The sequence below is a fragment of the Caballeronia sp. NK8 genome (genome assembly GCF_018408855.1).
Classification (GTDB): domain Bacteria; phylum Pseudomonadota; class Gammaproteobacteria; order Burkholderiales; family Burkholderiaceae; genus Caballeronia.
Window position 1 is genome coordinate 1,103,173 of record NZ_AP024322.1, and the last position, 23,953, is coordinate 1,127,125.

23 protein-coding genes and 1 tRNA gene are annotated in these 23,953 nt (G+C 64.3%); 18 read left to right on the plus strand and 6 right to left on the minus strand.

The window, feature by feature from the left end; translation table 11 throughout:
• Positions 1 to 19: 19 nt before the first annotated feature.
• Entirely contained in the window at positions 20 to 700 is a 681-nt protein-coding gene (locus NK8_RS05175) for a ribonuclease HI family protein (RefSeq protein WP_213227854.1), read from the plus strand.
• A gap of 25 nt (positions 701 to 725) precedes the next feature.
• Here the strand turns inward: NK8_RS05175 and NK8_RS05180 are convergent, their stop codons facing one another.
• Positions 726 to 1,469 carry an SDR family oxidoreductase gene (locus NK8_RS05180; protein ID WP_213227856.1) on the minus strand — a complete coding sequence of 248 codons (744 nt, stop codon included), beginning with the start codon at positions 1,467 to 1,469 and terminating at the stop codon, positions 726 to 728.
• A 311-nt stretch (positions 1,470 to 1,780) separates the two neighbouring features.
• On the opposite strand from NK8_RS05180, the gene NK8_RS05185 reads away from it, so the two are divergent.
• The 5 genes from NK8_RS05185 (at position 1,781) to NK8_RS05205 (ending at position 5,861) form a co-directional block, all read left to right on the plus strand.
• Positions 1,781 to 2,854: a porin gene (locus tag NK8_RS05185; RefSeq protein WP_213228497.1), complete on the plus strand. Its 1,074-nt coding sequence runs from the start codon at positions 1,781 to 1,783 to the stop codon at positions 2,852 to 2,854.
• A gap of 66 nt (positions 2,855 to 2,920) precedes the next feature.
• Positions 2,921 to 3,553, plus strand: coding sequence for a LysE family translocator (locus tag NK8_RS05190; RefSeq protein WP_213227857.1), 633 nt, complete (start codon positions 2,921 to 2,923; stop codon positions 3,551 to 3,553).
• A gap of 140 nt (positions 3,554 to 3,693) precedes the next feature.
• Positions 3,694 to 5,247 carry a peptide MFS transporter gene (locus NK8_RS05195; protein WP_213227859.1) on the plus strand — a complete coding sequence of 518 codons (1,554 nt, stop codon included), beginning with the start codon at positions 3,694 to 3,696 and terminating at the stop codon, positions 5,245 to 5,247.
• A 39-nt stretch (positions 5,248 to 5,286) separates the two neighbouring features.
• A tRNA-Met gene (locus tag NK8_RS05200) sits at positions 5,287 to 5,363 on the plus strand.
• A gap of 228 nt (positions 5,364 to 5,591) precedes the next feature.
• The gene (locus NK8_RS05205) at positions 5,592 to 5,861 is read left to right on the plus strand and encodes a hypothetical protein (protein WP_213227861.1); all 270 of its coding nucleotides are present in this window, start codon (positions 5,592 to 5,594) and stop codon (positions 5,859 to 5,861) included.
• 223 nt (positions 5,862 to 6,084) lie between these two features.
• On the opposite strand, the gene NK8_RS05210 is transcribed toward NK8_RS05205, so the two are convergent.
• The 5 genes from NK8_RS05210 to NK8_RS05230 form a co-directional block, all read right to left on the minus strand.
• Positions 6,085 to 7,518, minus strand: a complete 1,434-nt coding sequence (locus tag NK8_RS05210; protein WP_213227863.1) for a trypsin-like serine protease — start codon at positions 7,516 to 7,518, stop codon at positions 6,085 to 6,087.
• 1,315 nt (positions 7,519 to 8,833) lie between these two features.
• Positions 8,834 to 9,046, minus strand: a complete 213-nt coding sequence (rpsU, locus tag NK8_RS05215; protein ID WP_006999077.1) for a 30S ribosomal protein S21 — start codon at positions 9,044 to 9,046, stop codon at positions 8,834 to 8,836.
• Positions 9,047 to 9,209: 163 nt separating this feature from the next.
• Entirely contained in the window at positions 9,210 to 9,518 is a 309-nt protein-coding gene (locus NK8_RS05220; RefSeq protein ID WP_225936239.1) for a 2Fe-2S iron-sulfur cluster-binding protein, read from the minus strand.
• Between the two features lie 23 nt (positions 9,519 to 9,541).
• Positions 9,542 to 10,135, minus strand: coding sequence for a YigZ family protein (locus NK8_RS05225; RefSeq protein ID WP_213227865.1), 594 nt, complete (start codon positions 10,133 to 10,135; stop codon positions 9,542 to 9,544).
• Positions 10,136 to 10,188: 53 nt separating this feature from the next.
• Entirely contained in the window at positions 10,189 to 10,728 is a 540-nt protein-coding gene (locus NK8_RS05230; protein ID WP_213227866.1) for a GNAT family N-acetyltransferase, read from the minus strand.
• A 273-nt stretch (positions 10,729 to 11,001) separates the two neighbouring features.
• Here NK8_RS05230 and NK8_RS05235 point away from each other — a divergent pair, with 273 nt between their 5' ends.
• From NK8_RS05235 to astE, 12 genes are all read left to right on the plus strand, one after another.
• On the plus strand, positions 11,002 to 12,591 hold the full coding sequence (locus NK8_RS05235) for an EAL domain-containing protein (protein ID WP_213227868.1): 1,590 nt from the start codon (positions 11,002 to 11,004) through the stop codon (positions 12,589 to 12,591).
• 59 nt (positions 12,592 to 12,650) lie between these two features.
• Positions 12,651 to 13,049: a hypothetical protein gene (locus NK8_RS05240; RefSeq protein ID WP_213227870.1), complete on the plus strand. Its 399-nt coding sequence runs from the start codon at positions 12,651 to 12,653 to the stop codon at positions 13,047 to 13,049.
• Positions 13,050 to 13,331: 282 nt separating this feature from the next.
• The gene (locus NK8_RS05245) at positions 13,332 to 14,021 is read left to right on the plus strand and encodes an ABC transporter permease (protein ID WP_162065375.1); all 690 of its coding nucleotides are present in this window, start codon (positions 13,332 to 13,334) and stop codon (positions 14,019 to 14,021) included.
• Between the two features lie 21 nt (positions 14,022 to 14,042).
• Complete coding sequence (locus NK8_RS05250) at positions 14,043 to 14,777, plus strand: ABC transporter permease (RefSeq protein WP_213227872.1); 735 nt, start codon at positions 14,043 to 14,045, stop codon at positions 14,775 to 14,777.
• 18 nt (positions 14,778 to 14,795) lie between these two features.
• A complete protein-coding gene (locus NK8_RS05255) occupies positions 14,796 to 15,623 on the plus strand; it encodes an ABC transporter ATP-binding protein (protein ID WP_225936209.1) in 828 nt (275 codons plus the stop codon).
• Positions 15,624 to 15,666: 43 nt separating this feature from the next.
• Complete coding sequence (locus tag NK8_RS05260) at positions 15,667 to 16,635, plus strand: GlxA family transcriptional regulator (protein ID WP_225936240.1); 969 nt, start codon at positions 15,667 to 15,669, stop codon at positions 16,633 to 16,635.
• A 105-nt stretch (positions 16,636 to 16,740) separates the two neighbouring features.
• Positions 16,741 to 17,967, plus strand: a complete 1,227-nt coding sequence (locus tag NK8_RS05265; protein ID WP_213227878.1) for an aspartate aminotransferase family protein — start codon at positions 16,741 to 16,743, stop codon at positions 17,965 to 17,967.
• A 16-nt stretch (positions 17,968 to 17,983) separates the two neighbouring features.
• The gene (gene aruF, locus NK8_RS05270; protein ID WP_213228499.1) at positions 17,984 to 19,030 is read left to right on the plus strand and encodes an arginine/ornithine succinyltransferase subunit alpha; all 1,047 of its coding nucleotides are present in this window, start codon (positions 17,984 to 17,986) and stop codon (positions 19,028 to 19,030) included.
• Entirely contained in the window at positions 19,027 to 20,055 is a 1,029-nt protein-coding gene (astA, locus tag NK8_RS05275) for an arginine N-succinyltransferase (protein WP_213227880.1), read from the plus strand. Before aruF ends, astA begins: the two co-directional genes overlap by 4 nt.
• A gap of 16 nt (positions 20,056 to 20,071) precedes the next feature.
• Positions 20,072 to 21,544, plus strand: coding sequence for a succinylglutamate-semialdehyde dehydrogenase (gene astD, locus NK8_RS05280; RefSeq protein ID WP_213227882.1), 1,473 nt, complete (start codon positions 20,072 to 20,074; stop codon positions 21,542 to 21,544).
• A gap of 29 nt (positions 21,545 to 21,573) precedes the next feature.
• Positions 21,574 to 22,914, plus strand: a complete 1,341-nt coding sequence (astB, locus tag NK8_RS05285) for an N-succinylarginine dihydrolase (RefSeq protein WP_213227884.1) — start codon at positions 21,574 to 21,576, stop codon at positions 22,912 to 22,914.
• A complete protein-coding gene (gene astE, locus NK8_RS05290) occupies positions 22,898 to 23,914 on the plus strand; it encodes a succinylglutamate desuccinylase (RefSeq protein WP_213227886.1) in 1,017 nt (338 codons plus the stop codon). The genes astB and astE overlap by 17 nt, the downstream gene beginning before the upstream one ends.
• The last annotated feature ends 39 nt before the right edge of the window (positions 23,915 to 23,953 follow it).

Here is a 23,953-nt window from a genome sequence, read left to right on the forward strand (position 1 = left end):
TCCAATCCGCTCGCCGTCCATGATCGCTTTCGAGGAATTGCTTGCCGTCGCGTACAGGAAGGAACGCATGCAAAGCCGCCGGCTTGCCAGAGGCGCGGCGCTTTCCGAGCACGAGGCTCTCGTCAGGACACTCGAAAAGACGGCGGGTGAGCAAAGCTTGCGCGATCTCGTCGATGCGCGCCGCGCCGCGCAAACCCGCAACGCCGAGTCGCTGCGCTCGCGCGAGACGCGCCGCGCCGAGCGGGCGACCCAGGCGAAACAGCGCAGGACTCAGGACGAAACTGGCGGATGGCGCGGCTGGTTCGACGGCTCCGCGCTGCCGAATCCCGGACGGCTGGGCATCGGCGGCGTGCTGATCGGGCCGGCCGGCGAGACGTTCGAGATCAGCAAGGCGTCAGGCATGGGGGACAGCAGCGCGGCTGAGTACCTCGCGCTCATCGCGGTGCTCGAGGCGGCCTTGCGCGCAGGCGCCGTGGACCTCGTGATCTACGGGGACAGCCGCGTGGTCATCGACGACGTGAATTCGCCCGATGGCGCGACCATCGCCTCGCTCGCGCATCACGCGGCGCGCGTCCGTGCGTTCATCGCGCAGATCGGCGATGTGCGGCTGCAATGGATTCCGCGCGCGCGCAATCTCCGCGCGGATGCGCTTTCGCGCGATGCGCTCGGCTCGGCGCGCGCGACGGTTGCCGCCGCGTGAGAGGCGCCACGCATGGCTTCCATGCTTACTTCAAATCGCGCACATCCACCGTTGGCGTTTCGCCGAACGCATCGCTCAACAAATGTTCGATCACCTTGCGCGCCGACTCTTCCGGCGTCGAGAGTTGACCGTCACGCTTGAGCGCCTCGAAGCGTTCACGCATCGGGAAGCGTTCGGGGTCAGTGTCGCGGATTTCCGCCTGCATGTCGGTGTCGACGACGCCCGGCGCGACGCTCGCGATGCGCAGCGCGCGATGGCCGTCCAGCGCGACCGCGCGCGCGTGATGATCGAGCGCCGCCTTGGTCGCGCAGTAAACGCTCCATCCGGGATAGGCGCTGCGCGCCGCGCCGCTGGAAATATGAACGATGCGCGTGTCCGCCGCCTGCTCACTCGTTTGGACGACGGCAGCCGCGAGCGTCATCGGCGCGGCCACGTTCAGGCTGACCGCGCGCGCGACGGTGCCCAGGTCCTGAGTTGCGAGACTGCCGACCGGCGCGAGCATGCCCGCGTTGTTGATCAGCAGCACGCGTTGCGCGCCGGCGACGAAGCGGGACAGGGCGTCGCCCGCCAGCCATTTGGTGAGCGTCGGCAGATCGGCGAGATCCAGTTCGATCTCGTGCAGCTTGCCGGGATGGCGCGCGGCGAGTTCGTCGTTGCGCTGTCGCGAGATCGCGAGTACCTCGATGCCTTGAGCGAGCAAAAGCTCGGCGAGAGCGGCGCCGAGTCCGCGCGTGTGGCCGGTGAGGATGGCGCGAGTCTGATGGGACATGGAGCGTAGTCGGGTTGGCTGAAGGCGTGTCGATTCTATCGGCAACTCCGGCGGCACGCCGGCTACGCTGAATTGCGCCGATCCTGCAAGATGAAAGCATGTGGCAAACGGTCGTTCGTTGGTTCCAGGACACAGATGCACGCGGGCGCGTTTTTTCGACTGACAAGCTCCTTCACAAAACTGACAATCCTTTTGGTCCTGAATCAACGGAGACTGCCATGCCGATTCGCCCGAAAACGCTTCGCGCTGCGTCAATGACCTCCGCGAACGGTCCTGGCGCCGCGCCCGACGCGCGCTGGCTGGCGTTTTCGATGGTTTGCGCGACGCTCGTCGGCACGCCGGCAGCGGCCTGGGCGCAGAGTTCTGTGCAGCTCTACGGCGAGCTCGACGCCGGTGTCGCGTACGTCAACAACGTTGGCGGCCATTCGCAATATCGACTGACGTCGGGCACCGTCGACGGCAGCTACTGGGGCTTGCAAGGCACCGAGGATCTGGGCGGCGGCGCGCGCGCGATCTTCCGGCTCGAGCGTGGCTTCTCCGTCGCGACGGGCGAGGGCCTCAACGATCATCCGATGTACGTCGGCATCGGCACCGAGACGCTCGGCACGATCACCTTCGGTCATCAGTACGATTCGATCCACGATTATTTCCAGGTCTTCACGCTGACCGGCAACACGGGCGGCACCGCGTTCGCGCACGTCCTCGACAACGACAACGCCAACAATTCGTTCCTGGCCGCGAACTCCATCAAATACACCAGCGCGACCTATGGCGGCTTCAGCTTCGGCGGCCTCTACGCGTTTTCCAATCAGGCGGGCGCGTTCTCGAACAACCGCGCATACAGCGTCGGGGCGAATTATTCGGCGGGCTCGTTCAACGCGGGTGCGGCGTACCTGCACAACAACGGGCGCGGCAACACGACGAGCGGCGCATACGACTCGCTCACGCTGCCCGGCTCGTCGAACACCATCTTCAATGCGAACGTGCAGCAGCAGAACACGTTCGGCGTCGGCATGAGCTACGAACTCGGCGAGTTCACCCTGAGCGGCGCGTTCTCCCGCGCGATCAACTCCGGCGTCACCGATGCCGACACCGGCGACCTGATGCCATCGCTCGCGCTCAACAACTACGAGATCAACGGCATCTACAAGCTGACGCCGGCCATCCAGCTGGCGGGCATGTACGTGTACACCAACGGCGGCGGCGCGCACTGGCATGAAGGCGCGCTGCAAGTGGACTATCTGCTGTCCAAGCGCACCGATGTCTATCTCGAGTCGATCTATCAGCGCGCTTCGTCGGGCGCGCCTGCGGTGATCAACACCAACGATCCGTCGAGCGGCCGCAATCAGCTGATGTTGAGCACGGGCATCCGTCACCGCTTCTGACGCTTTTGAGGACGCGGCGCGCGTGCTAACTTAGCGGTTTTGCTTCCGCTGGTTCGCAGGTGTGCCATGTCGCTTCAGACCTTCGCGATTTTTCTGCCGGCGTGTTTCGCCATCAACATGGCCTTCGGGCCGAATAACGTGCTGTCACTGTCGAACGGCGCGCGCGAGGGCGTGCGCGCATCGGTGCTGGCGTCGTTCGGGCGGATCGTCGCGTTCGCGATCATGATCGCCATTGCGGGCCTCGGGCTCGGCGCGTTGCTGCTCGCGTCGCAGACGCTTTTCACGGCGATCAAGCTGGCGGGCGCCGCCTATCTCGTCTGGATCGGGGTGAAGCTGATCCGCTCGGGGCCATCGCTCGTCGAAACGGAGGAGGGCGTGGCGCGCGGCCCGGTGAGTCTCGCGCGGCTCACGAAGCAGGAATTCTGGGTTGCCGCGGGCAATCCGAAGGCGATACTCGTCTTCACGGCATTTTTCCCGCAATTCGTCGATCGCAGCGCGTATGCGGCGAGCTTCGCGATTCTCGGCGCGACGTTCCTGCTGCTCGAACTCGTGGCGATCGTCATCTATGCCGCACTGGGCGCGCGTCTGGGCACGCTTTCGCGCGGTGCGCGCGGCTTCACCTGGTTCAATCGCGTGAGCGGTTCCCTCATGATCGGTTTCGGCGTCATGCTCGCGTTCGTGCGCAGGCCGGCGACCTAGGGTGTCCCATCTTGCGTTTCAGCTACAGCCGTAAAACAGACGACTGGCAGTAATTTGCGATAATCCCGCCGGTTTTATCGCATGCGATCGGCGCCTCGATGGCGCCGGTCTGCTTATCGCTGTTTGAAGGATCTTCTCCGATGCTTACTCACTCGTCCGGCGCCTCGCAGACGCGCTCGTTCACGACCGTCTTTCTGATCGAAATGTGGGAGCGTTTCGGCTATTACGGCATGGCCGCGCTGCTCGTGCTGTTCATGGTCGACCAGATCGGCTTCACCGACGAGCACGCCAATCTGACCTGGGGCGCCTTCACCGCGCTGGTATTTTCCGCGCCGTCGATCGGCGGCTGGATCGGCGATAAGGTGCTCGGCGCGCGCCGCACCATGACGGCGGGCGCGATCGTGCTCGCGCTGGGCTACCTGATGCTCGCGCTGCCGATCGACACGCTCGGGTTCATGTACGCGTCGCTGGGCGTGATCGTCGTCGGCAACGGGCTTTTCAAGTCGAACGCGGCGAATCTCGTGCGCCGCATCTACGAAGGCGACGACGCGCGCATCGACAGCGCGTTCACGATCTACTACATGGCGGTGAATATCGGCTCGACCTTCTCGATGCTGGCGACGCCCTGGATCAAGGACCATTGGGGCTGGCATGCCGCGTTCGCCGTGTGCTGCGGCGGCATGGTGCTCGGCCTTCTCAATTTCGCGCTGATGCGCGAGACGCTCGCGCGTGTCGGCTCCGCGCCGGACGACGCCCCGATCCGCTGGAAGCACGTGTTCGTGGTCGCGGCGGGCGGCGTGGCGCTGGCGGCATCGACGGTGTTCATCCTGCAGCACAAGGCGGTGGCCGTGGCGTGTGTCTATACGGCGGGCGTCGCGATCCTTGCGATCTTCGGCTACATGCTCACGAAGTGCGATCGCAGTGAGCGCGCGGGTCTCGTCGCCGCGCTGATTCTCACGCTCCAGGTCATTCTGTTCTTCGTGTTCTATCAGCAGATGTCGACGTCGCTGACGCTGTTCGCGCTGCGCAACGTCGATCCGATGTTCTCGGTCGGTGGTGTCGGGCTGTTCACGTGGAGCGCGGCGCAGTTTCAGGCGCTCAATCCAATCTGGATCATGCTGCTGAGCCCGCTCCTCGCGTTCGTCTATACGCGGCAGGCGCAGCGCGGACGCGATATTCCAGTGGCGATGAAATACGCGTTCGGCTTCGTGGTGGTGGCGGTCGGGTTCTTCGTGTTCGGTCTGAGCGGACGTTACGCGGTGGACGGACGCGTGTCGTCGTGGTTCATGGTGGCGGGCTACGGGCTCTATTCGCTCGGCGAGCTGCTGGTATCGGGCCTCGGCCTCGCGATGATCGCGCGTTACGTTCCCGCCCGCATGAGCGGCTTCATGATGGGCGCGTATTTCGTCGCGACGGGTGTGTCGCAGTATCTCGGGAGCGTCGTTGCCAATTTCGCGCGCATGCCGTCGGGCAACCTCGAACCGATTCAATCGCTGCCTTTGTACACCAAACTGTTCTTCGGCCTCGGCTGGCTAGCGACGGGCGGGGCGGTCGTCGCCATCGTGCTGTTGCCGCTGCTCGGCAGGCTGTCGCGGGCGCACCAGCTCGCGGTGGAGGCGGCGGTCAATGCCGATGCCGCCGCGAAGGCGCGCGCGCAGCCGGCGGCGAACCCGTTGGGCGCAAAGAACGTTTGACTTCGTAGAACGGTCTCGTCTATAATTTAATTCTTCAGACGCGGGGTGGAGCAGTCTGGCAGCTCGTCGGGCTCATAACCCGAAGGTCGTAGGTTCAAATCCTACCCCCGCAACCAAACTTTTAGACACGTTTCCGATCGTAGTTTCAATAAGTCGCTCGGAAAGGTCGTCAAAGCTAGCACAGTAAGCCTCGTCACGTTGCTCAACCGTGATCGACCCAAAAGGGGTGGCAACAAGTTGCCGGGCTTCACCTGTGGTCCCGGCTAATACATTCTCCAGTTTCTCGATCTTCCGGCGCACGCGCTGCACAACTGCTGCGTACTGGTCGCTATCAATTCCCCCGTTTGCCAAAATTTGTTGTAACGCTCGCGATCGGCTTCGGTGCGTGCGAAGTGCTCGATGAGCGCGGGCGCCATGCCGAGTTGGACGATTGCCTGACTCAGGCGGAAGTCGTGGGCGACAATGTGCTGGACTTGTACGAAGACGATCTCAAGACGCGGCTCATGCCCGGCGGCATGCTGTATCCGAAGCGCGAACTGGCAGGGTATCGCGTGACGAGCAGCGCGGACGCGAGCGACAAGTCACGCGTGCGGAGCCGTTCGCAGCTCAACTGAATGTCGGCAACGTGGTGATGATTCGCTGCGACTGGGATTGGGCTCTAGTAGCTGAACTTTCTCGGATGCAGATCTTGCGCAATTTGCTCGGCGGCTCGGGCGCAGGCTTATTGTTTCTTCAATTCACCATAGACGCGGCGTAAGGCATCCCAGATCGCTTGCTCGCATCATCGGTTACGCAAATGAGGAAATGTGGACACACTTCCTCATTTGCAGACAACGCCTAGTTCTGAACGACGCGCATCGACTTGGGCCGCGAGAAATCGAGCTCCTCGCTGCTATACGCTTTCACCTTCTTCAACTCCCAGTTCTGAACGAATCCGGAAAACTCGGCCACTCGATTGTACGAGAGGTTATCCCAATCCGAGAGTTGCACCGCCGTTCCGGGATCCGCCTCGACCTGAACCTCCTGACCGTATACCCAGTCAGGCAACGAATAACCCGACGTCTTCCCGGCCGGCAAGCAATATCGTTCTGCCGACGTCATGTTGGTGATGCACCCAAGCGGTGTGCTGTCACGCACGACGCGCATCGAACGCGGTTGCCTGAAGTCGAGACTTGCGCCATTGGATGCCTTGACATCCTTGAGCTTGCCCTTTTCCACGGTGCCGATGAACGTCGCGATACGGTCAGAGGGGAGATTCGGCGAATCCGACAGTACCACTGCCGTTCCCGGCGCAGCATCGACATGGACATTGCGCGAATCGATCCACGACGGAAGCGCATTCGCCTGCTCGCCGGCCTTCAGGCAATATCGCGCGCCGGTCTTCTCAGCGACAATGCAGCCCTGCGGTTGTTCAGCGGATAGAAAACGAGCTTCCGGGTAGATCGACTTGATCCAGTCAACCCAACTCGATACGCGCGCGCCCGTCGCGAGGGTGCCCGAACCACCATTGGTGGTCGCGATGATGACCGGCGCGCCGCCTCGGATCTGCCACCACGCCGATCCGCTGTCTCCCGACTTGGGCTGCGCCCAGTATTGGGATGGGCCGACAGAAATGTAGTCGGCGCCGATTCCATGGTCGGTTTCAAAGGTGCGGCTAATCCGGCTGCGAGCATACAATCGCCGATCACCCGTAGCCGGCCAAAACGCGTTGTTTTGAGTACCGACGGCCCAGGCTCCGTAGCCCACGTAGATTACGTCGCGCCCGACTTCGTCTTGCGCATCGTTCAGGATCGGCCGTTCGACGGGCCGGCCATTCGCATCGACCAACCTTTCTTTTGCGGGAAGCTTCAGAATCGCGATATCCGTCGATGCGCCGCCCAACCCCTGCGGTATGTTGATTCGTTGCGGCAGAATATATGCCGTACCTTTTCCAGATGCGATCACGCGTCCATTCCACGCCATGAATTCGCCCTTCTGATCGAACTCGGTCAGCTTTTTCTTTTCCTTGACGCAATGCGCCGCGGCCAAGATGTAACTCTGGCCATCCTTGTCGCCGAGCCAGGTGCCGGTGCACTCACCGATATTGCCGACAGTGAGCCATGGAGATTGGTAACTGAACGAACGTAACGTGTCGTTGTGCGTCTTGATGCTGTTCGCCACGTCGGAAGTGTCGCCCCCGTAGTATTTGAACGTTGCCTCGTCGATCGCGACCGCGTGTGCAGATGTTGCGACCAGAAATGCCGTGAATGCGGCAGAACTCTTTTTCTTCATTTTCTCCCTCTTACAAAAAATGCTGTGCACGGGCTAGCGGGCAGCTTGTTCCCTGTCACTCGTTGCCGATGCCTCGGTGCGCGCGTGGGCGCTTATAACGGACGTGGACGCGTTGGCGGTTGCGCCTGTGTCATCCGCGTCGCTGGAGCCGCCTCCACCACAGGCGGAAAGCAACACAAGGCTGGCGAGAGCCAGGGATACGGCGATGTGTTTTTCGAGAGACATCTTTGATTTTCTTTCCGAGAACGTTTTCAACAGGGCGGGAGTATCTCGGATATTCGATTACTAGTCTTCGAATGCAATCAATTTGACAAAAACGTGGATTCGCCTGTACGGCACAGGCGACGACAAGAGCGAGAAGCATATCGGGCATCGGGCGCGACACGAAGGTCACGTCTGACGCGGGGCGCGCGACGGGCTTCGGCGGGAGTTGCGCGAGTGAGGAGCCACAGACGGCTGCGAGCAGTTCGCGCGTGCGTGCGAATTTTGAGTCGAGCGACTCAAAGGCGGACACGGAACAATTAAAATCCCCGGCATATTGGTTTAATGCGGAGTCAGAGATAATAAGGCCGAGTCGTAATCGGCGCAGTGCCACCATGAAGACGAGTTGAAACGTTGACCGAATGCCGGGCGCCTCGGCAAACGGCTAAATAATCTGGCGTCCTTCGTGACTAGGTGGAGGTGAATTAGTGCCGCTGGGCTAAAAAGCGGCCCACCGGCTACTAATCCTTTGGGCTGGTGGTCGTTCTCCGTGTCTTGGAACAAACGGTTGTCGATGGAGTGGCCCTGGCCACTCGGGATACCGTCGAACATGCGCTTGTAAATGCGGAGTCCGCTTCATATCGCCCATCGCGGATCGCGGGCGGACGTAATTTCCCACGACGGCATAAGAAGGGAAGCCAGCCGCAAACGCGTAGGGTCCCCGCAGCGCCGATTGTGTTCGTTGCGACCGCGCTAAAGTCGCGAAGCTGATGCCGCACGCTTCGAATGCGCGCATTTGCTATTCACGCGCAGGGAAGTAAGCCTTAGCGAGGGCGGGCTCGTATTTTTGCGCGTTTCCATTCAGTTCGAATCCAGATCGGCTGTCCGACCGGGGCAACCAAGCCAAATTCCCCATAAGCACGAAAAGCCTGCATGAGCATTCACTCATGCAGGCTTCTGTGCGATCTTGCCAACCTTATCGAAACGGGCGCAACCAGAGGTGCGCTACTCCGCGAGCTTTCACGCGACCTGCGCGCGAATCCGCGACCCGATCGATCTCAGGTTGCAGTGCCGATCCTATCCAGACAGACGAGGGCAGGGCGCCCCGCGTCGATCAATAGAACTTCTTCGGCAGTTGCGCGCGACGGATCTGCTTGCGCAGACGAGCAACAGCAGCAGCTTTCTTGCGCTTGCGCTCGGTGGTCGGCTTTTCATAGGCCATGCGCGACTTGAGCTCTTGAATCAGGCCCGTGCGTTCGACGGTACGGCGAAAACGACGCATGGCGACGTCGAAAGGCTCGTTCTCTTTCAACAGTACTTTAGTCATTGAAATCTCGGTTGATCTGGCCCTGCCAGAATTTAGGGCAAAACGCAATTGTACACTTTTTGAGCTATACCCTGCACGCACTTTGTACGAAACGCGCACATGCGGACTCGGGAATCAAATCGTAGGTCGTTGAATCGAGACGACAATCCCGAAAAACCCGCGCTCAGAAGCCGCGCGAGCGGACGGGCCGGGGATCGGGCGCGGCCTCGCGCGCGTCGGGTTGATCGATCGTCACGTCGGTTCGCGCCAGCGCGACGCACGGCAAAATCCAGCCCTCGGCTTTTTCCTCGGCGGTCAGTCCCGGCCACTCGACGCGATACGCGATCTCGCCGCCGACGATCCGGCACAGGCACGCGCGGCAGGTTCCGTTGCGACACGATCGCGGCAGCGACAGCCCCGCCCGCAGCGCCGCTTCGAGCAGCGTCTCGCCGTCTCGCACCGCGACGAAGTGCCCAGCCGGCTCGATGATCAACGCGAAGGCGCGCGCTTCGTCCGTCACGCTTCTACCTCGACAACCGCGCGGCCATTGGTGAGGTCGCGCAATTCGGCGGCTGCCGGCTCGCGCGCGACGGCGGCCATCCGCACGACGAGACGCACGGTCATCCCGTATTCGCTTTGCACGAGTTCGGCATCGTTCTGCTCGATCCAGCGGCGCACGCGCGCTTCGTCGGCATAGTCGACTTCGATGGCCATCGAGCCGCGCTCGATCCGCTCCACGCGTTCGGCCAGTTGCATCGCACTCGCGATCGCATCGGTGTAGGCGCGCACGAGGCCGCCCGCGCCCAGCTTGATGCCGCCGTAGTAACGCACGACCGCGGCCAGAACGCCGTCGACTTCGTGATGCCGCAGCACTTCGAGAATCGGCCGCCCGGCTGTGCCGGATGGCTCGCCGTCATCGGACATGCCCGACTGGCCGCCCGCGAGCAGCGCCCAACAAACGTGCGTCGCAGTGGGGTGCGTCGCGCGCAGGCGTTCGAGCTCGCGCATCGCTTCGTTGCGATCCGCGACGGGAATCGCGAGCGCGATGAAGCGGCTCTTGCGGATGTCGATTTCGGCGCTGACGGGCGCGGCGAGGGTGTAGGTCGGCAAGGCTAAAAACGCGCGGAAGCAAATGCCGAATCATAGCCGCTCGGCGCGACCGGTCATGCCGTGGCGTCCTGAGCAGTATTCAGCGCGCGCTGCATCAGCACGGTATCGACCCATCGTCCGTGCTTGAAGCCCACATCGCGCAGCACGCCGACATGCTCGAAGCCGAGCCGCGCATGCAGCGCGATCGATCCCGCGTTGCCGCTGTTGCCGATCACCGCGATCATCTGCCGCCACGGTCCGCGTTCGCATCGCTCGATGAGCGCGGTGAGCAGCGCGAGGCCAATGCCGCGCGCGCCAAATCCATCGGCGACATAGACCGAGTCCTCGATCGTATGGCGGTAAGCCGAACGCGGCCGGTACGTCGACGCATACGCGTAGCCGGCGAGTTGGCCATCGAGTTCGGCGACGAGATAGGGCAGGCCCGCCGACGTGATCGCCGCATGGCGCGTGCGTATTTCGTCGACGGAAGGCGCGATCTCCTCGAACGTCGCGAGCGCGTGCTCCACGTAGTGCGAGTAGATGCGCGCGATGGCGTCGAAGTCGGCGGGCGCGGCGGCGCGCACGAGCGGACGAGCGATGTCGTGTGAAGCCATGGCTGTCATTTCACGCAAGGAAAGCGCTGTTTCTGGTCTGGCCATTTTCGCACGGCGCGCGGTCGGCAAAAAAAGCATCCACAGGCCGTGCGGAAGCCCACCTAAAAGCGAAGGTTTGGGCAAAGAAAACGTTGAACCGCGCGATGCGCGGCCCCTAAACTAAGTCGTTTGTCCGAGACTCTCGCAAGAGCGGCGCAAGACCAGCCGACGTCGTCGAGCAGAAAACAAGAAAACGCGCGCGCGAACCCTTTGCGCCGCGGACCATAACATGCAATGAACAACATCCAACGTGGGGCGCTGGCGGCGCTTCTGATCGTCATCGTGGTGATTGCGGCGCTGGCGCCGGCGGGGATCGGCTTTTTGTTCGCTCAGCGCAGCCAGCAGCAGGAGCAGTCCGAACGCCTGAACACGGTCGCCAATGCCGCGCTCTATCGCGCCGAAGACGTGACGCGGCGTCTTTCGGGCGCGCTCGGCGAGATCGGCAAGGTGGCGGCGGCGCCGTGCTCGCCGCCGTATCTGAAGGAACTGCGGCGCATCGCGCTCACGCACGAGCAAGTGCGCGATGCCGGCGCCTACGATCGCGACGGCCGCTGGCAATGTTCGTCTCTACTGGGCGCGGTGTCGGCCGGCGTGCTCGACGGCCTCACGCTGCCGCCGCCCGACTGGCGCTCGCGCGATGGCGTGATGGCCTGGTACGGGCTGGCGCGTCTGCCGGGCGGCAAGGTCTCGCTCGTGATGGGCCGCGACGGCTTCTATATCGCCGCCGATCCTTCGCTCTATGTCGACACGCTCGACCCGGACGGCGATCGCTCCGGCGGCGTCGGGATCATCAATACCGATGTGAGCCGCGTGATCGCGACCACGCCCGCCACCGACGCCGCCGCGGTCCTCGCCGTGTATCGCGCCCCTCCGCCCGCGCGCGACGACGACTCGCCCTACATCGTGCGGCGCTCCGCGTCGATGCCGCTCGCGGTCGTCGTGAGCGCGCCGCATCAGTCGTTGCGCCAGCGCGTACGCACGCTGCCGTGGGGCTGGCTGCTCGGCGGCGTCGCGGCGGGACTCGCGTTCGCGGGCTGGGCTGCGTTCTTCATCGTGCGCCGGCTGTCGCCGCGCGGCCAGTTGAGCGACGCCGTGCGGCGGCACCAGTTCATCGTCGCGTATCAGCCGATCGTCGATCTCGCCACGCGACGCTGCGTCGGCGCTGAAGCACTGGTGCGCTGGAAGTATCACGACCGCATCGTGCGGCCCGATCATTTCATTCCGCTCGCGGAGCATCGCGGACTGATCCAGGCGATCACCGATCAGGTCCTCGACACGATCCTGCTCGAACTCGGCGATTTTCTTAAGCGCTACCCGGAGTACTACGTTTCGGTGAACCTGTCCGCGCCGGATCTCACCACGCACCGTTTTCTCGAAGTGCTCGGCCCGGCGCTCGCGCGTCAGGGTGTGCGGCCCGCGCAGATCCGCATCGAGGCGACCGAGCGCAGCTTCCTCGACGCCGATGCCGCCAAGGAAGTCATCAGCGCCTTCCGGGACGCCGGCCACGCCGTCTATCTCGACGATTTCGGCACCGGCTATTCGAGCCTTTCGCATCTGCAGAACTTCCGCATCGACGGCCTGAAGATCGACAAGTCCTTCGTCGATACGATTGGGCAGGACGCGGCGTCGAGCAGTGTCGCGTCGCACATCATCGACATGGCTGCGACCCTCGACGTGCAGGTGATCGCCGAGGGCATCGAGCGCGAGGAGCAGGCCGCGTATCTGCATGCGCGCGGCGCGCGTTTCGGGCAAGGCTGGCTCTTTTCTGCGCCGCTTTCCGCCGCCGAATTCATTCGCTATGCGGGGAGAATGCGCGGTGCTTGATTGCGCTTGATCGGCATGGAATCGTCCTCACTTAGTGAGTTTCCAGACGAGGCACGACCATGAACGACCAGACAGCCACCGCTTTTCTTCGCGACGTGCGGCATCCGCTGCTCGCGCTTCATCGCAGCGTGCTCGCGCATCTGCGCACGCGGCACGAAGCCGAGTTCGGGCCGGTGTCGCCGGGCGAATTCCTGCAGATCGTGATCAACGGCTCGGCGTATCGCTGGCTGACGCCGCTTTCGACGCTGATCGCCGCCCTCGACGACGTTCTCGACGACGACGAAGCCACCGCCGACGCGCGCATCGCGCACGCGAAGGCGGTCGTCGACATGTTCAGCGCCGGCACGCGCGATCCGGTCTTCGCGGAGCAGTTTCTGCCCTTGCTGCAGGACAGCCCGGACGTCGCCGTGGCGAACGGGCAGGTCGCGCAACTCGTGCGCGGCGTCGCGCGCACGTAAAAGGCATGCGCGCGGTCTATCGAAAATGCGACCTGAAAAATGCAAATTTCGTCGACCGCGCGTGTGCGGGTTTTCCTGTCTGTCGCACGCGGGCAGCGTTGCGCGGCGGGCGCATGACGGCGCCGCCGCGCGTTTCATCCTTATGCTGCATCGCAGCAAGCCGCCTTCATCCCATTTGAGCGATTGATTTTCGCTTGCGAGTATCGCCCCCAATCGCCGGAGTGCGCCTGACGACGCGCTCCGTCTCTTTCCGGTCAACTCGAAAGACGATGGAGGCACCTCTTGATCCTATACGGCTACGGCCCGCTCCTCTGGGCGGGCGCCAAAGCGACGCTCGCGCTCGCGGTGCTGTCTCTCGCGGTATCGGTGCTGCTCGGTCTGATGGGCGCATCCGCGAGGCTCTCGCGTCACGCCGCCTTGCGCGGCATCGCGACCGCCTACACGACGCTGATCCGCTCGGTGCCCGATCTCGTGCTGATGCTGCTGCTGTTCTACAGCATCCAGATCGCGGTGAACAATCTCACCGATGCCATCGGCTGGGATCAGTTCGACATCGATCCTTTCACGGCTGGCGTGCTCACGCTCGGTTTCATCTACGGCGCGTATTTCACCGAGACGTTTCGCGGCGCGTTTCTCGCCGTGCCGCGCGGCCAGCTGGAGGCGGGCAGCGCTTACGGCATGAGCGGCATGCGCGTGTTCGCGCGCATTCTGTTTCCGCAGATGATGCGTTTCGCGCTGCCGGGCATCGGCAATAACTGGCAGGTGCTCGTGAAGGCGACGGCGCTCGTGTCAATTATCGGTCTCGCCGATGTCGTGAAGGCCGCGCAGGACGCGGGCAAGAGCACCTTCAACATGTTCTTCTTCATCCTGATCGCGGCGTTGATCTATCTCGTGATCACGAGCGCATCGAACCTCGTGCTGATGGCGCTCGAGCGCCGCTATTCAATCGGCGTGCGGCATGCCGAACTTTGATCCCTGTCAGCGAGACAAGCCATGATCCAGATCTTCGCCGAATACTGGCGCCCGTTTCTGTACTCCGACGGCATGCGCGCGTCGGGTCTCGTCGTCACCTTGTGGCTGCTCGCCGCTTCCATCGTACTCGGCTTCTGCGCGGCGGTGCCGCTCGCCTGCGCGCGGGTATCGCGAAACCGCTGGCTCTCGACGCCCGTTCGCCTCTACACGTACGTGTTCCGCGGCACGCCGCTCTACGTGCAACTGCTGCTGCTCTACACCGGCATGTACAGCCTCGAATTCGTGCGCACGCAATCCGTGCTGGAGGCGTTCTTCAAGAGCGGCTTCAACTGCGCGATTCTCGCCTTCGCGCTGAACACATGTGCCTACACGACCGAGATCTTCGCGGGCGCGATCCGCGGGATTGCGCACGGCGAAGTGGAAGCCGCGCGCGCCTACGGCATGAGCACTTTCACGATGTATCGCCGCGTGATCCTGCCGTCGGCGTTGCGCCGCGCCTTGCCTTTGTACAGCAACGAAGTGATCCTGATGCTGCACGCGACGACCGTCGCCTTCACGGCCACGGTGCCGGACATCCTGAAGGTCGCGCGCGACGCGAACTCGGCGACTTATCAGTCGTTCGAATCGTTCGGCATCGCGGCGCTTCTGTACGTTGCGATCTCGTTCGCGCTCGTTGCGGCGTTCCGGCGCGCGGAGCGTCACTGGCTCGCCTATCTGCGCCCGGCGGGCGCGGCGCGCGCGCCGCGCCGCGCCTGAGCGGTAGAATTCGAACCCATGCAGCAGTCCCTGTCATCACCCGAGGAGAAAGCGTTGGAGCCAACCGCCAAAGACGTCGCGACCAAGCTCGTCGCCGAGGACATTCACAAGCGCTACGGCGACAACGAAGTGCTGAAGGGCGTGTCGCTCTCGGCCAAAGCGGGCGACGTGATCAGCATCATCGGCGCGAGCGGCTCCGGCAAGAGCACGTTTCTGCGCTGCATCAACTTTCTCGAGCGGCCGAACGCGGGGCAGATCATCGTCGACGGTGAAGCCGTGCGTACGAAAAGCGACCGCGCCGGCAATCTCGAAGTCGCGGATCACAAGCAGTTGCAGCGCGTGCGCACCAAGCTCGCGATGGTGTTCCAGCATTTCAATCTCTGGTCGCACATGACGGCCATCGAGAATGTGATGGAAGCGCCGATGCACGTGCTCGGCATCTCGAAGAAGGAAGCGGAGGACCGCGCGCGCACGTATCTGGAGAAAGTGGGTTTGCCGCCGCGCGTCGAGAAGCAGTACCCGTCGCACCTGTCGGGCGGTCAGCAGCAGCGTGTGGCGATCGCGCGCGCGCTCGCGATGCATCCCGACGTCATGCTCTTCGACGAACCCACGTCCGCGCTCGATCCCGAACTCGTCGGCGAAGTGCTGAAGGTCATGCAGAAGCTCGCCGAGGAAGGCCGCACGATGATTGTCGTCACGCACGAGATGGGCTTCGCGCGCAACGTGTCGAATCATGTGATGTTCCTGCATCAGGGACGCACGGAGGAAGAGGGCGCGCCCGCGGACGTGCTCACGACGCCGAAGAGCGAGCGCCTGCGCCAGTTCCTGTCGGGAAGTCTGAAATAACGTGACGCTGCAAGTTGCGATCGTCGCGCTGCCGCCGGTGTCGATGAGCGGCATCGCGCCGATCATCGACAGCCTTGCGCTCGCGAACGACATCGACGGGCATCGTCTCTACGAGTGGCGTATCTGTTCCTGGGACGGCCGGCCCGTGCCGCTTTCGGGCGGCGCGCAACTGCGCGCCGATTGCGCGTTCAACGACGCCGTGCGCTGCGACTGGCTGATCGTCGTGTCGGAGCGCTATCAGCAGTTCGCGGACTATCGGCTCTTTCTCGCGAGCCTCGCGCGCGTGGCGCCCCGCACGCCGCTCGTCAGCGGCATCCATCACGGCGTGTGGTGGCTCGCGATGGCCGGGCAACTCTCGCAATATCGCGTCGCGGTGAACTGGGAAACGTATCAGCAGTTCACCGAGCAATTCGAGCGCGCGATCGTCAGCCAGCAGATCTTCGAAATCGACCGCGACCGCGCCACCTGTTCCGGCGGACAGGCCAGCATCGACTTCATGCTCGCGATGATCGCGCGCGACAACGGACAGGATCTCGCGGAACGCATCGCCGATTCGCTCGGCGCGGGCGTGTTGCGCGCGGGCACGGAGCGCCAGCGCATTCCGTTCGTCACCGCGCCGGGCGAGCGTCATCCGCGCCTGAACGATGCGCTCCAACTGATGGAAGCGAATATCGAAGATCCGCTCGCGACCGATGAAATCGCGGGTCTCGTCGGCATTTCGCGGCGGCAGTTGGAGCGGCTGTTTCGGCAGTATCTCGGCGCGATGCCGTCGAAGTACTACCTCAATCTGCGCCTGACGAAGGCGCGCACGCAGTTGCAGCGCACGAGCAAGTCGGTGGTGCAGATCAGCCTCGCGTGCGGGTTTTCATCGGCGGCGCATTTTTCCAACGCGTATCGCGACCGCTTCGGCGTGACGCCGCGCGAGGAACGCCGCAACTGGATCGAAAAGCAGCGCGGCGCGATCGACGAGCCGCGCGGCGGGGCGCTGATCGAGCCGCCCGAGGCCGCCTGAAAGCTGCGAAAAAGCCCATCGAAGCATGTCGCGAACGCGCAAGACGGAACGCGCGGGATTGCCTAATATCGAACCTGACTGCACGAACCTTACGAGGAGTGGCTCATGACCGACATCAATGTGAATCGCGGTACGTTCGACGAAGTAATGGTTCCGGTATTCGCGCCGGCCAGTTTCGTGCCCGACCGGGGCCGCGGCTCGCGCGTATGGGACACCGAAGGCCGCGATTATGTCGATTTCGCCGGCGGCATCGCGGTGACGGCGCTGGGCCACGGCCATCCCGAACTGCTGAAAGTGCTGCACGAGCAGGGCGAGAAGCTCTGGCACATCGGCAACGGCTACACGAACGCGCCGGTGCTGCGCCTCGCGAAACGCCTGACGGATCTCACTTTCGCCGACCGCGCGTTCTTCGCGAACTCGGGCGCGGAAGCGAACGAAGCGGCGCTGAAGCTCGCGCGCCGCTATGCCATCGACAAGCACGGCAACGACAAGATCGAGATCATCTCGTTCACGCAGTCGTTCCATGGCCGCACGTTCTTCACGGTGAGCGTCGGCGGCCAGCCGAAGTACGCAGAAGGCTTCGGCCCGCAGCCGCAGGGCATCCGTCACCTGCCGTACAACGATCTGCCGAAGGCGCTCGAAGCGATCGGCCCGAAGACGTGCGCGGTGATCGTCGAGCCGGTGCAGGGCGAAGGCGGCGTGCTGCCCGCCGATCCGGCGTTCCTGAAGGGCCTGCGTGAAGCGTGCGACCAGCACGACGCACTGCTGATTTTCGACGAAGTGCAGACCGGCGTCGGCCGCACGGGCACGTTCTACGCGTACATGCAATACGGCGTGACGCCCGACATCCTCACGAGCGCAAAGGCGCTGGGCAACGGCTTCCCGATCGGCGTGATGCTGACGACCAACGAGATCGCCGCGCACTTCACCGTCGGCGTGCATGGCACCACTTACGGCGGCAATCCGCTGGGCGCGTCGATCGCGGAGAAGGTCGTCGAACTGATCAGCGATCCGAAACTGCTCGAAGGCGTGAACGAACGCAGCAAGGCGATCAAGGCGCATCTCGAGCGCATCAACGAACGCTTCGGCATGTTCAAGGAAATTCGCGGACGCGGCCTCCTGATCGGCGCGGAACTCAACGACGCCTACAAGGACCGCGCGAAGGACGTGCTCAATGCGGCGGCGGCCAACGGCGTCATCATGCTGATCGCCGGGCCGAACGTGCTGCGTTTCGCGCCGTCGCTCATCATGCCGATGGCCGATCTCGACGAAGGCTTCGCGCGCATCGGCCGGGCGATCGAGCAGGTCGTCGGCGCCGCGGCCGTCAAGTGACGAACAGGACCCGATGATGCTATTCGTCCGCCCCGCAGCACTCTCCGATCTCGACGAGCTCGAACGGATGGCGCGCGCAGCGCTTCCCGTGCTGCACTCGCTGCCGCGCGACCGCCGCGCTCTCGAAACGCGCGTCGCGCTGTCGGAAGACTCGTTTCGCGCCGAAGTGGAATTTCCCGGCGAGGAGTTCTATCTCTTCGTGCTGGAAGATGCGCAGACGGGCCGGCTGCTCGGCACGTCGAGCATCGTCGCGTCGGCGGGCTATTCCGAGCCGTTCTACGCATTTCGCAACGATGCGCTGATTCACGCGTCGCGCGAGCTCAAGGTGAACCGCAAGATCCACGCGCTCACGATGTCGCACGAGCTGACGGGCAAGAGCCGTCTGACGGGTTTCTACATCGACCCGTCGCTGCGCGATGAAGCCAACGAAGCGGCCGCGCATCTGCTGTCGCGTGCGCGCATGATCTACATCGCCGCGAACCGCAAGCGGTTTTCCAGCGAAGTGTTTTCGCTGATGCTCGGCGTCACCGACGCCGCCGGCGCGTCGCCGTTCTGGGATGCGGTCGGGCGAAAGTTCTTCGGCCGGGACTTCGAGCAGGTGGAAGCGGAATCGGGCGGACGCAGCCGCACTTTCATCGCGGAAGTGATGCCGAGCTATCCGCTCTACGTGCCCTTGCTTCCGGGCGACGCGCAACGCGTGCTCGGCGAGCCGAACGAAACCACGCTGCTCGCCTACGACATCCATCTCGAAGAAGGCTTCGAGCCGGACCGTTTCGTCGATATCTTCGATGCGGGCCCCGTGCTCACGATCGCCATCGACAAGAGTGCGTCGGCGAGTTCGAGCGAATTGCGCGTGGTGCGCGAGGTCGCGTCAGAAAGCGGTGCGCCGTATCTGGTCGCAGCGGGCGGCGCGCATGAATTCCGCTGCGCGGTCGCCGGACTGGCGGGCACGCGCGCCGATGGCGCCGCGCTGGACGCGGCCACGCGCGCTGCGCTCGGCGTAGGGGACAAGGACACGGTGCGTTGCGTGCCGTTGCATCAGGCATCGGGAGAATTGCAATGATCGTCGTGCGTTGCACGCAGCCGGGCGATGTCGACGCGCTCGTCGCGCTCGCCCAGGAAACGGGTCCGGGTCTGACCACCTTCAAGCCGGATCACGGCGCGCTGACGGCCCGCGTCGAACGCGCGCGCCGCACGCTCACCGGCGAAGCGCAAGCGTTCGAAGCGGGCTATCTCTTCGTGATGGAAGACACCGCGACCGGCGATGTCGCGGGCGTGTGCGGCATCGAAACGCAAGTCGGTCTGGAGCAGCCGTTCTACAACTATCGCGTGTCGACGGTCGTGCATGCGAGCAAGGACATGGGCGTATGGACGCGCATGTCGCTGCTCAACATCTCGCACGATCTGACCGGCTATGCCGAAGTGTGCTCGCTCTTTCTGAGCCCGCGTTATCGCACGGCGGGCGTGGGCGGCCTGCTGTCGCGTTCGCGCTTCATGTTCATCGCGCAGTTCACGGATCGCTTTCCGCAGCGCCTGTGCGCGGAATTGCGCGGCCATTTCGACGAGAACGGCGAGTCGCCGTTCTGGAACGCGGTCGGCTCGCATTTCTATCAGATCGATTTCAACGAAGCCGACTATCTGAGTTCGCATGGCAAGAAGTCGTTCGTCGCCGAGCTGATGCCGCGCTATCCGGTGTATCTCGATCTGCTGCCCGATGCCGCGCAGCAGGCGGTCGGCGTCACGCACAAGGACACCGCGCCCGCGCGCAAGATGCTCGAAGCGGAAGGGCTGCGCTACGAAAATCACGTCGATATCTTCGATGCCGGTCCAGTGCTCGAATGCCATGTCGCGGATCTGCGCACGGTGCGCGAGAGCGTGCTGGCGCGCGTGAAGATCGCGGAACAGCGCGCGCCCGGCGAAGCGAAAAGCCTCGTCTCGAACACGCTGCTCGAAGACTTCCGCTGCGGCGCGACGGTCGGCGCGGTCGAGAACGGCATGTTCCTGCTGACGGCGGATGAAGCCGCCGCATTGCGCGTGAAGGAAGGCGACGACGTGCGCGTGCTGACCTCCTGGCCGCGCGCCAAATAAACAGTTGAGACACGACATGGAAATTTCGAACCAGTTGTATATCGGCGGTGACTGGCAGGCAGGCTCGGGCGCGGCGTTCGCATCGCGCAATCCGGGCACCGATGAAACCGTGTGGCAAGGCAACAGCGCATCGGCGCAGGACGTGGACCGCGCGGTGTCGTCGGCGCGGCGCGCGTTCGCGTCGTGGTCGGCGCTTGCGTTCGATGAGCGGGTTGCCATCGCGAAGCGCTTCGCCGCGCTGCTCAACGAGAACAAGGAAGCGCTCGCGAGCGCGATCGGCCGCGAAACCGGCAAGCCGCTGTGGGAAGCGCGCACCGAAGTGGCGTCGATGGCCGCGAAGGTCGATATCTCCGTGCAGGCGTATCACGAGCGCACCGGCGAGAAACGCGCGCCGATGGCCGATGGCGTCGCGGTGCTGCGGCATCGTCCGCATGGCGTCGTGGCCGTGTTCGGGCCGTACAACTTCCCGGGGCATCTGCCGAACGGGCATATCGTGCCGGCGCTGATCGCGGGCAACACGGTCGTGTTCAAGCCATCGGAACTCGCGCCGGGCGTCGCGGCGGCGACGCTCGCGCTGTGGATTCAGGCCGGCTTGCCCGCAGGCGTGCTCAATCTCGTGCAGGGCGAAAAGGACACGGGCGTCGCGCTCGCGAATCATCGGCAGATCGACGGGCTGTTCTTCACCGGCAGTTCGGACACGGGCACGCTGCTGCACAAACAGTTCGGCGGGCGTCCGGAGATCGTGCTCGCGCTGGAGATGGGCGGCAACAATCCGCTCGTCGTCGCGCCGGTCGACGATATCGACGCCGCCGTGCATCACACGATCCAGTCGGCGTTTCTGTCGGCGGGACAGCGCTGCACGTGCGCGCGCCGGCTGCTGGTTCCCGACGATGCCTTCGGCGAGCGCTTCATGCGGCGCTTCGCCGAGGTGAGCGCGAACATCCGCGTCGGCAGATTCGACGACGAACCGCAGCCGTACATGGGCGCCGTGATTTCCGCGCGCGCGGCGGCGCGTCTCGTCGATGCGCAGGCGCGTCTCATCGAAGCGGGCGCCGCGCCCGTGCTCGAAATGAGGCAGCGCGCGGCGAACCTCGGCTTCGTCTCGCCGGCGATTCTCGATGTCACGCGCGCCCGCGACATCCCCGACGAAGAGCACTTCGGCCCGATGGTGCAGGTCACGCGCTACAAGACCTTCGATGAAGCCATCGAGCGCGCGAACGACAGCGCCTACGGCCTGTCCGCCGGTCTCCTCGCCGACGACGAAACCGCGTGGCGGCACTTCCAGCGCACCATTCGCGCGGGCATCGTCAACTGGAACCGGCCGACCAACGGCGCATCGTCGGCGGCGCCGTTCGGCGGCGTCGGGCGCTCGGGCAATCAGCGGCCGAGCGCGTACTACGCAGCGGACTACTGCTCGTACCCGATGGCGTCGGTGGAGAGCGAGCAATTGCAGATGCCCGCGAGCGTATCGCCGGGGCTCACGTTTTAAGACTCACGTTTTAAGCACCGGAATCGAACATGCAAGCATACGAGGCGAACTTCGACGGGCTGGTCGGCCCCACGCACAACTACGCGGGACTGTCGTTCGGCAATGTCGCGTCGCGCAGCAACGAGAAGTCGGTGGCGAATCCGAAGGCCGCCGCGAAGCAGGGCTTGCGCAAGATGAAGCGGCTCGCCGACCTCGGTTTTCAGCAAGGCGTGCTGCCGCCGCTCGAACGGCCGTCGATCCGGCTGTTGCGCGCTGTCGGCTTTTCCGGCGACGACGCCACCGTGATCGCGCGCGCCGCGCGTGAAGCGCCCGAATTGCTCGCGGCGGCGAGTTCCGCATCCGCGATGTGGACGGCGAACGCCGCGACCGTGAGTCCATCGGTGGATACGGAAGACGGCCGCGTGCATTTCACGCCGGCGAACCTCGCGGCCAAGCTGCATCGTGCGATCGAGCATGGCGAGACGCGCCGCTCGCTTGGCGCGATTTTCGCCGACGAAGCGCGCTTCCGTATTCATCACGCGCTGCCCGGCACGCCCGCGCTCGGCGATGAAGGCGCGGCGAACCATACGCGCTTCGCACGCGAGTACGGCGAGAAGGGCGTCGAGTTCTTCGTGTATGGCAAGAGCGAGTACGGCCAGGGTCCGCAGCCGCAGCGCTATCCGGCGCGCCAGACGCTCGAGGCGAGCCGAGCGGTCGCGCGCCTGCATGGTCTTGATGGCGAAGCCACCGTGTTCGCGCAACAGTCACCCGACGTGATCGATGCGGGCGTGTTCCACAACGACGTGATCGCGGTCGGCAATCGCACGACGCTGTTCTGCCACGAGCGCGCTTTCGTCGATCAGCACAGGGTCTACGACGAACTGCGCGCGAAGCTCGACGCGCAGGGCACGCCGTTCAGCGCGCTCGAAGTGCCGGCGAACGAAGTGAGCGTGGAGGACGCGGTTTCCTCGTATCTCTTCAACAGCCAGTTGCTGTCGAGCGCGGACGGGCGGCAACTGCTCGTCGTGCCGCAGGAATGTCGCGAGAACGCGCGCGTCGCGGCGTACCTCGATTCGCTTGGCGGCCGCGATACGCCCATCGACGAAGTGCTCGTCTTCGATCTGCGCGAGAGCATGAAGAACGGCGGCGGCCCGGCCTGTCTGCGCCTGCGCGTCGTGCTGAACGACGCCGAGCGCGCCGCCGTGAACGCGCGCGTGTGGATGAACGACGCACTCTTCACGCAACTCGATGCGTGGATCGACACGCACTATCGCGACCGTCTCGCGCCCGCCGATCTCGCGGACCCGAAGCTGCTCGCCGAGTCGCGCGCCGCGCTCGACGAACTGACGACCATTCTCGGGCTCGGTGCCGTCTATGACTTCCAGCGCTGATTCGTCATTGCTCGACGACTTTCTCGCGTTCACGCTGCAAGGCCGGCGGCCTGCGGCCAGCACCGGCACCGCACCTTCGGGCGTGCGCTGGACGTGGCAAGGCGAAGGCGTGCTGTTGCTCGAACCCGCGAACGCGCCGACGCTCAGCGTGCTCGTATCGGCGGGCATTCATGGCGATGAAACCGCGCCCATCGAAATGCTGTCGCTGCTCATCGCGGATATCGCCAGTGGAAAGGCGCCGCTTGCGGCGAGCATGCTCGTGATCGTCGGCAACATCGGCGCGATGCGCGCGGGCGATCGTTATACCGACGACGACCTCAATCGCCTGTTCAGCGGCCGTCATGCGAGCCTGCCCGAGAGCCGCGAGGCACGGCGCGCAGCCGAGCTGGAGGACGCCGCGCTGAAGTTCTTCGAGCGCGCCGCGCTTCCCAGATGGCATATCGACATGCACACAGCGATCCGCGCATCGGTGTTCGAGCAGTTCGCGCTGCTGCCGCACACGGGCGCGCCGCTCGCCCGCGCGATGTTCGACTGGCTGCGCGATGCGCGGCTGCAGGCCGTGCTGCTGCATCGCGAAAAGGGCAACACGTTCACGCATTTCACGGCGCAGCATGCGGGCGCGCTCGCGTGCACGCTGGAACTCGGCAAGGTGCGGCCGTTCGGCCAGAACGACCTGACGCGTTTTGCCGCATCGGATGCGGCATTGCGCCGTCTGATCGCGGGCGAAGCGGCGGCGCAGCGCGCGCCATTGCGCGTGTTCACCGTCGTCGCGCAGATCGACAAGCAGAGCGATCGCTTCGTGCTGAACGTCGCGAGCGATGTGCCGAACTTCACGCCATTCGCTGCGGGCACCGAGCTCGCGCGCGATGGCGACTATTGCTATCGGGTGTCGCACGATGAAGAGCGCATCGTGTTTCCGAACGCGAAGGTGAAGCCGGGCTTGCGCGCCGGCCTGATGGTCATCGACACCACCGACGCCACGCTCGACTCCCTCGATTGAACCGGCCTTACGCGCTCGCGCGCTACAATCGCGCCCCGG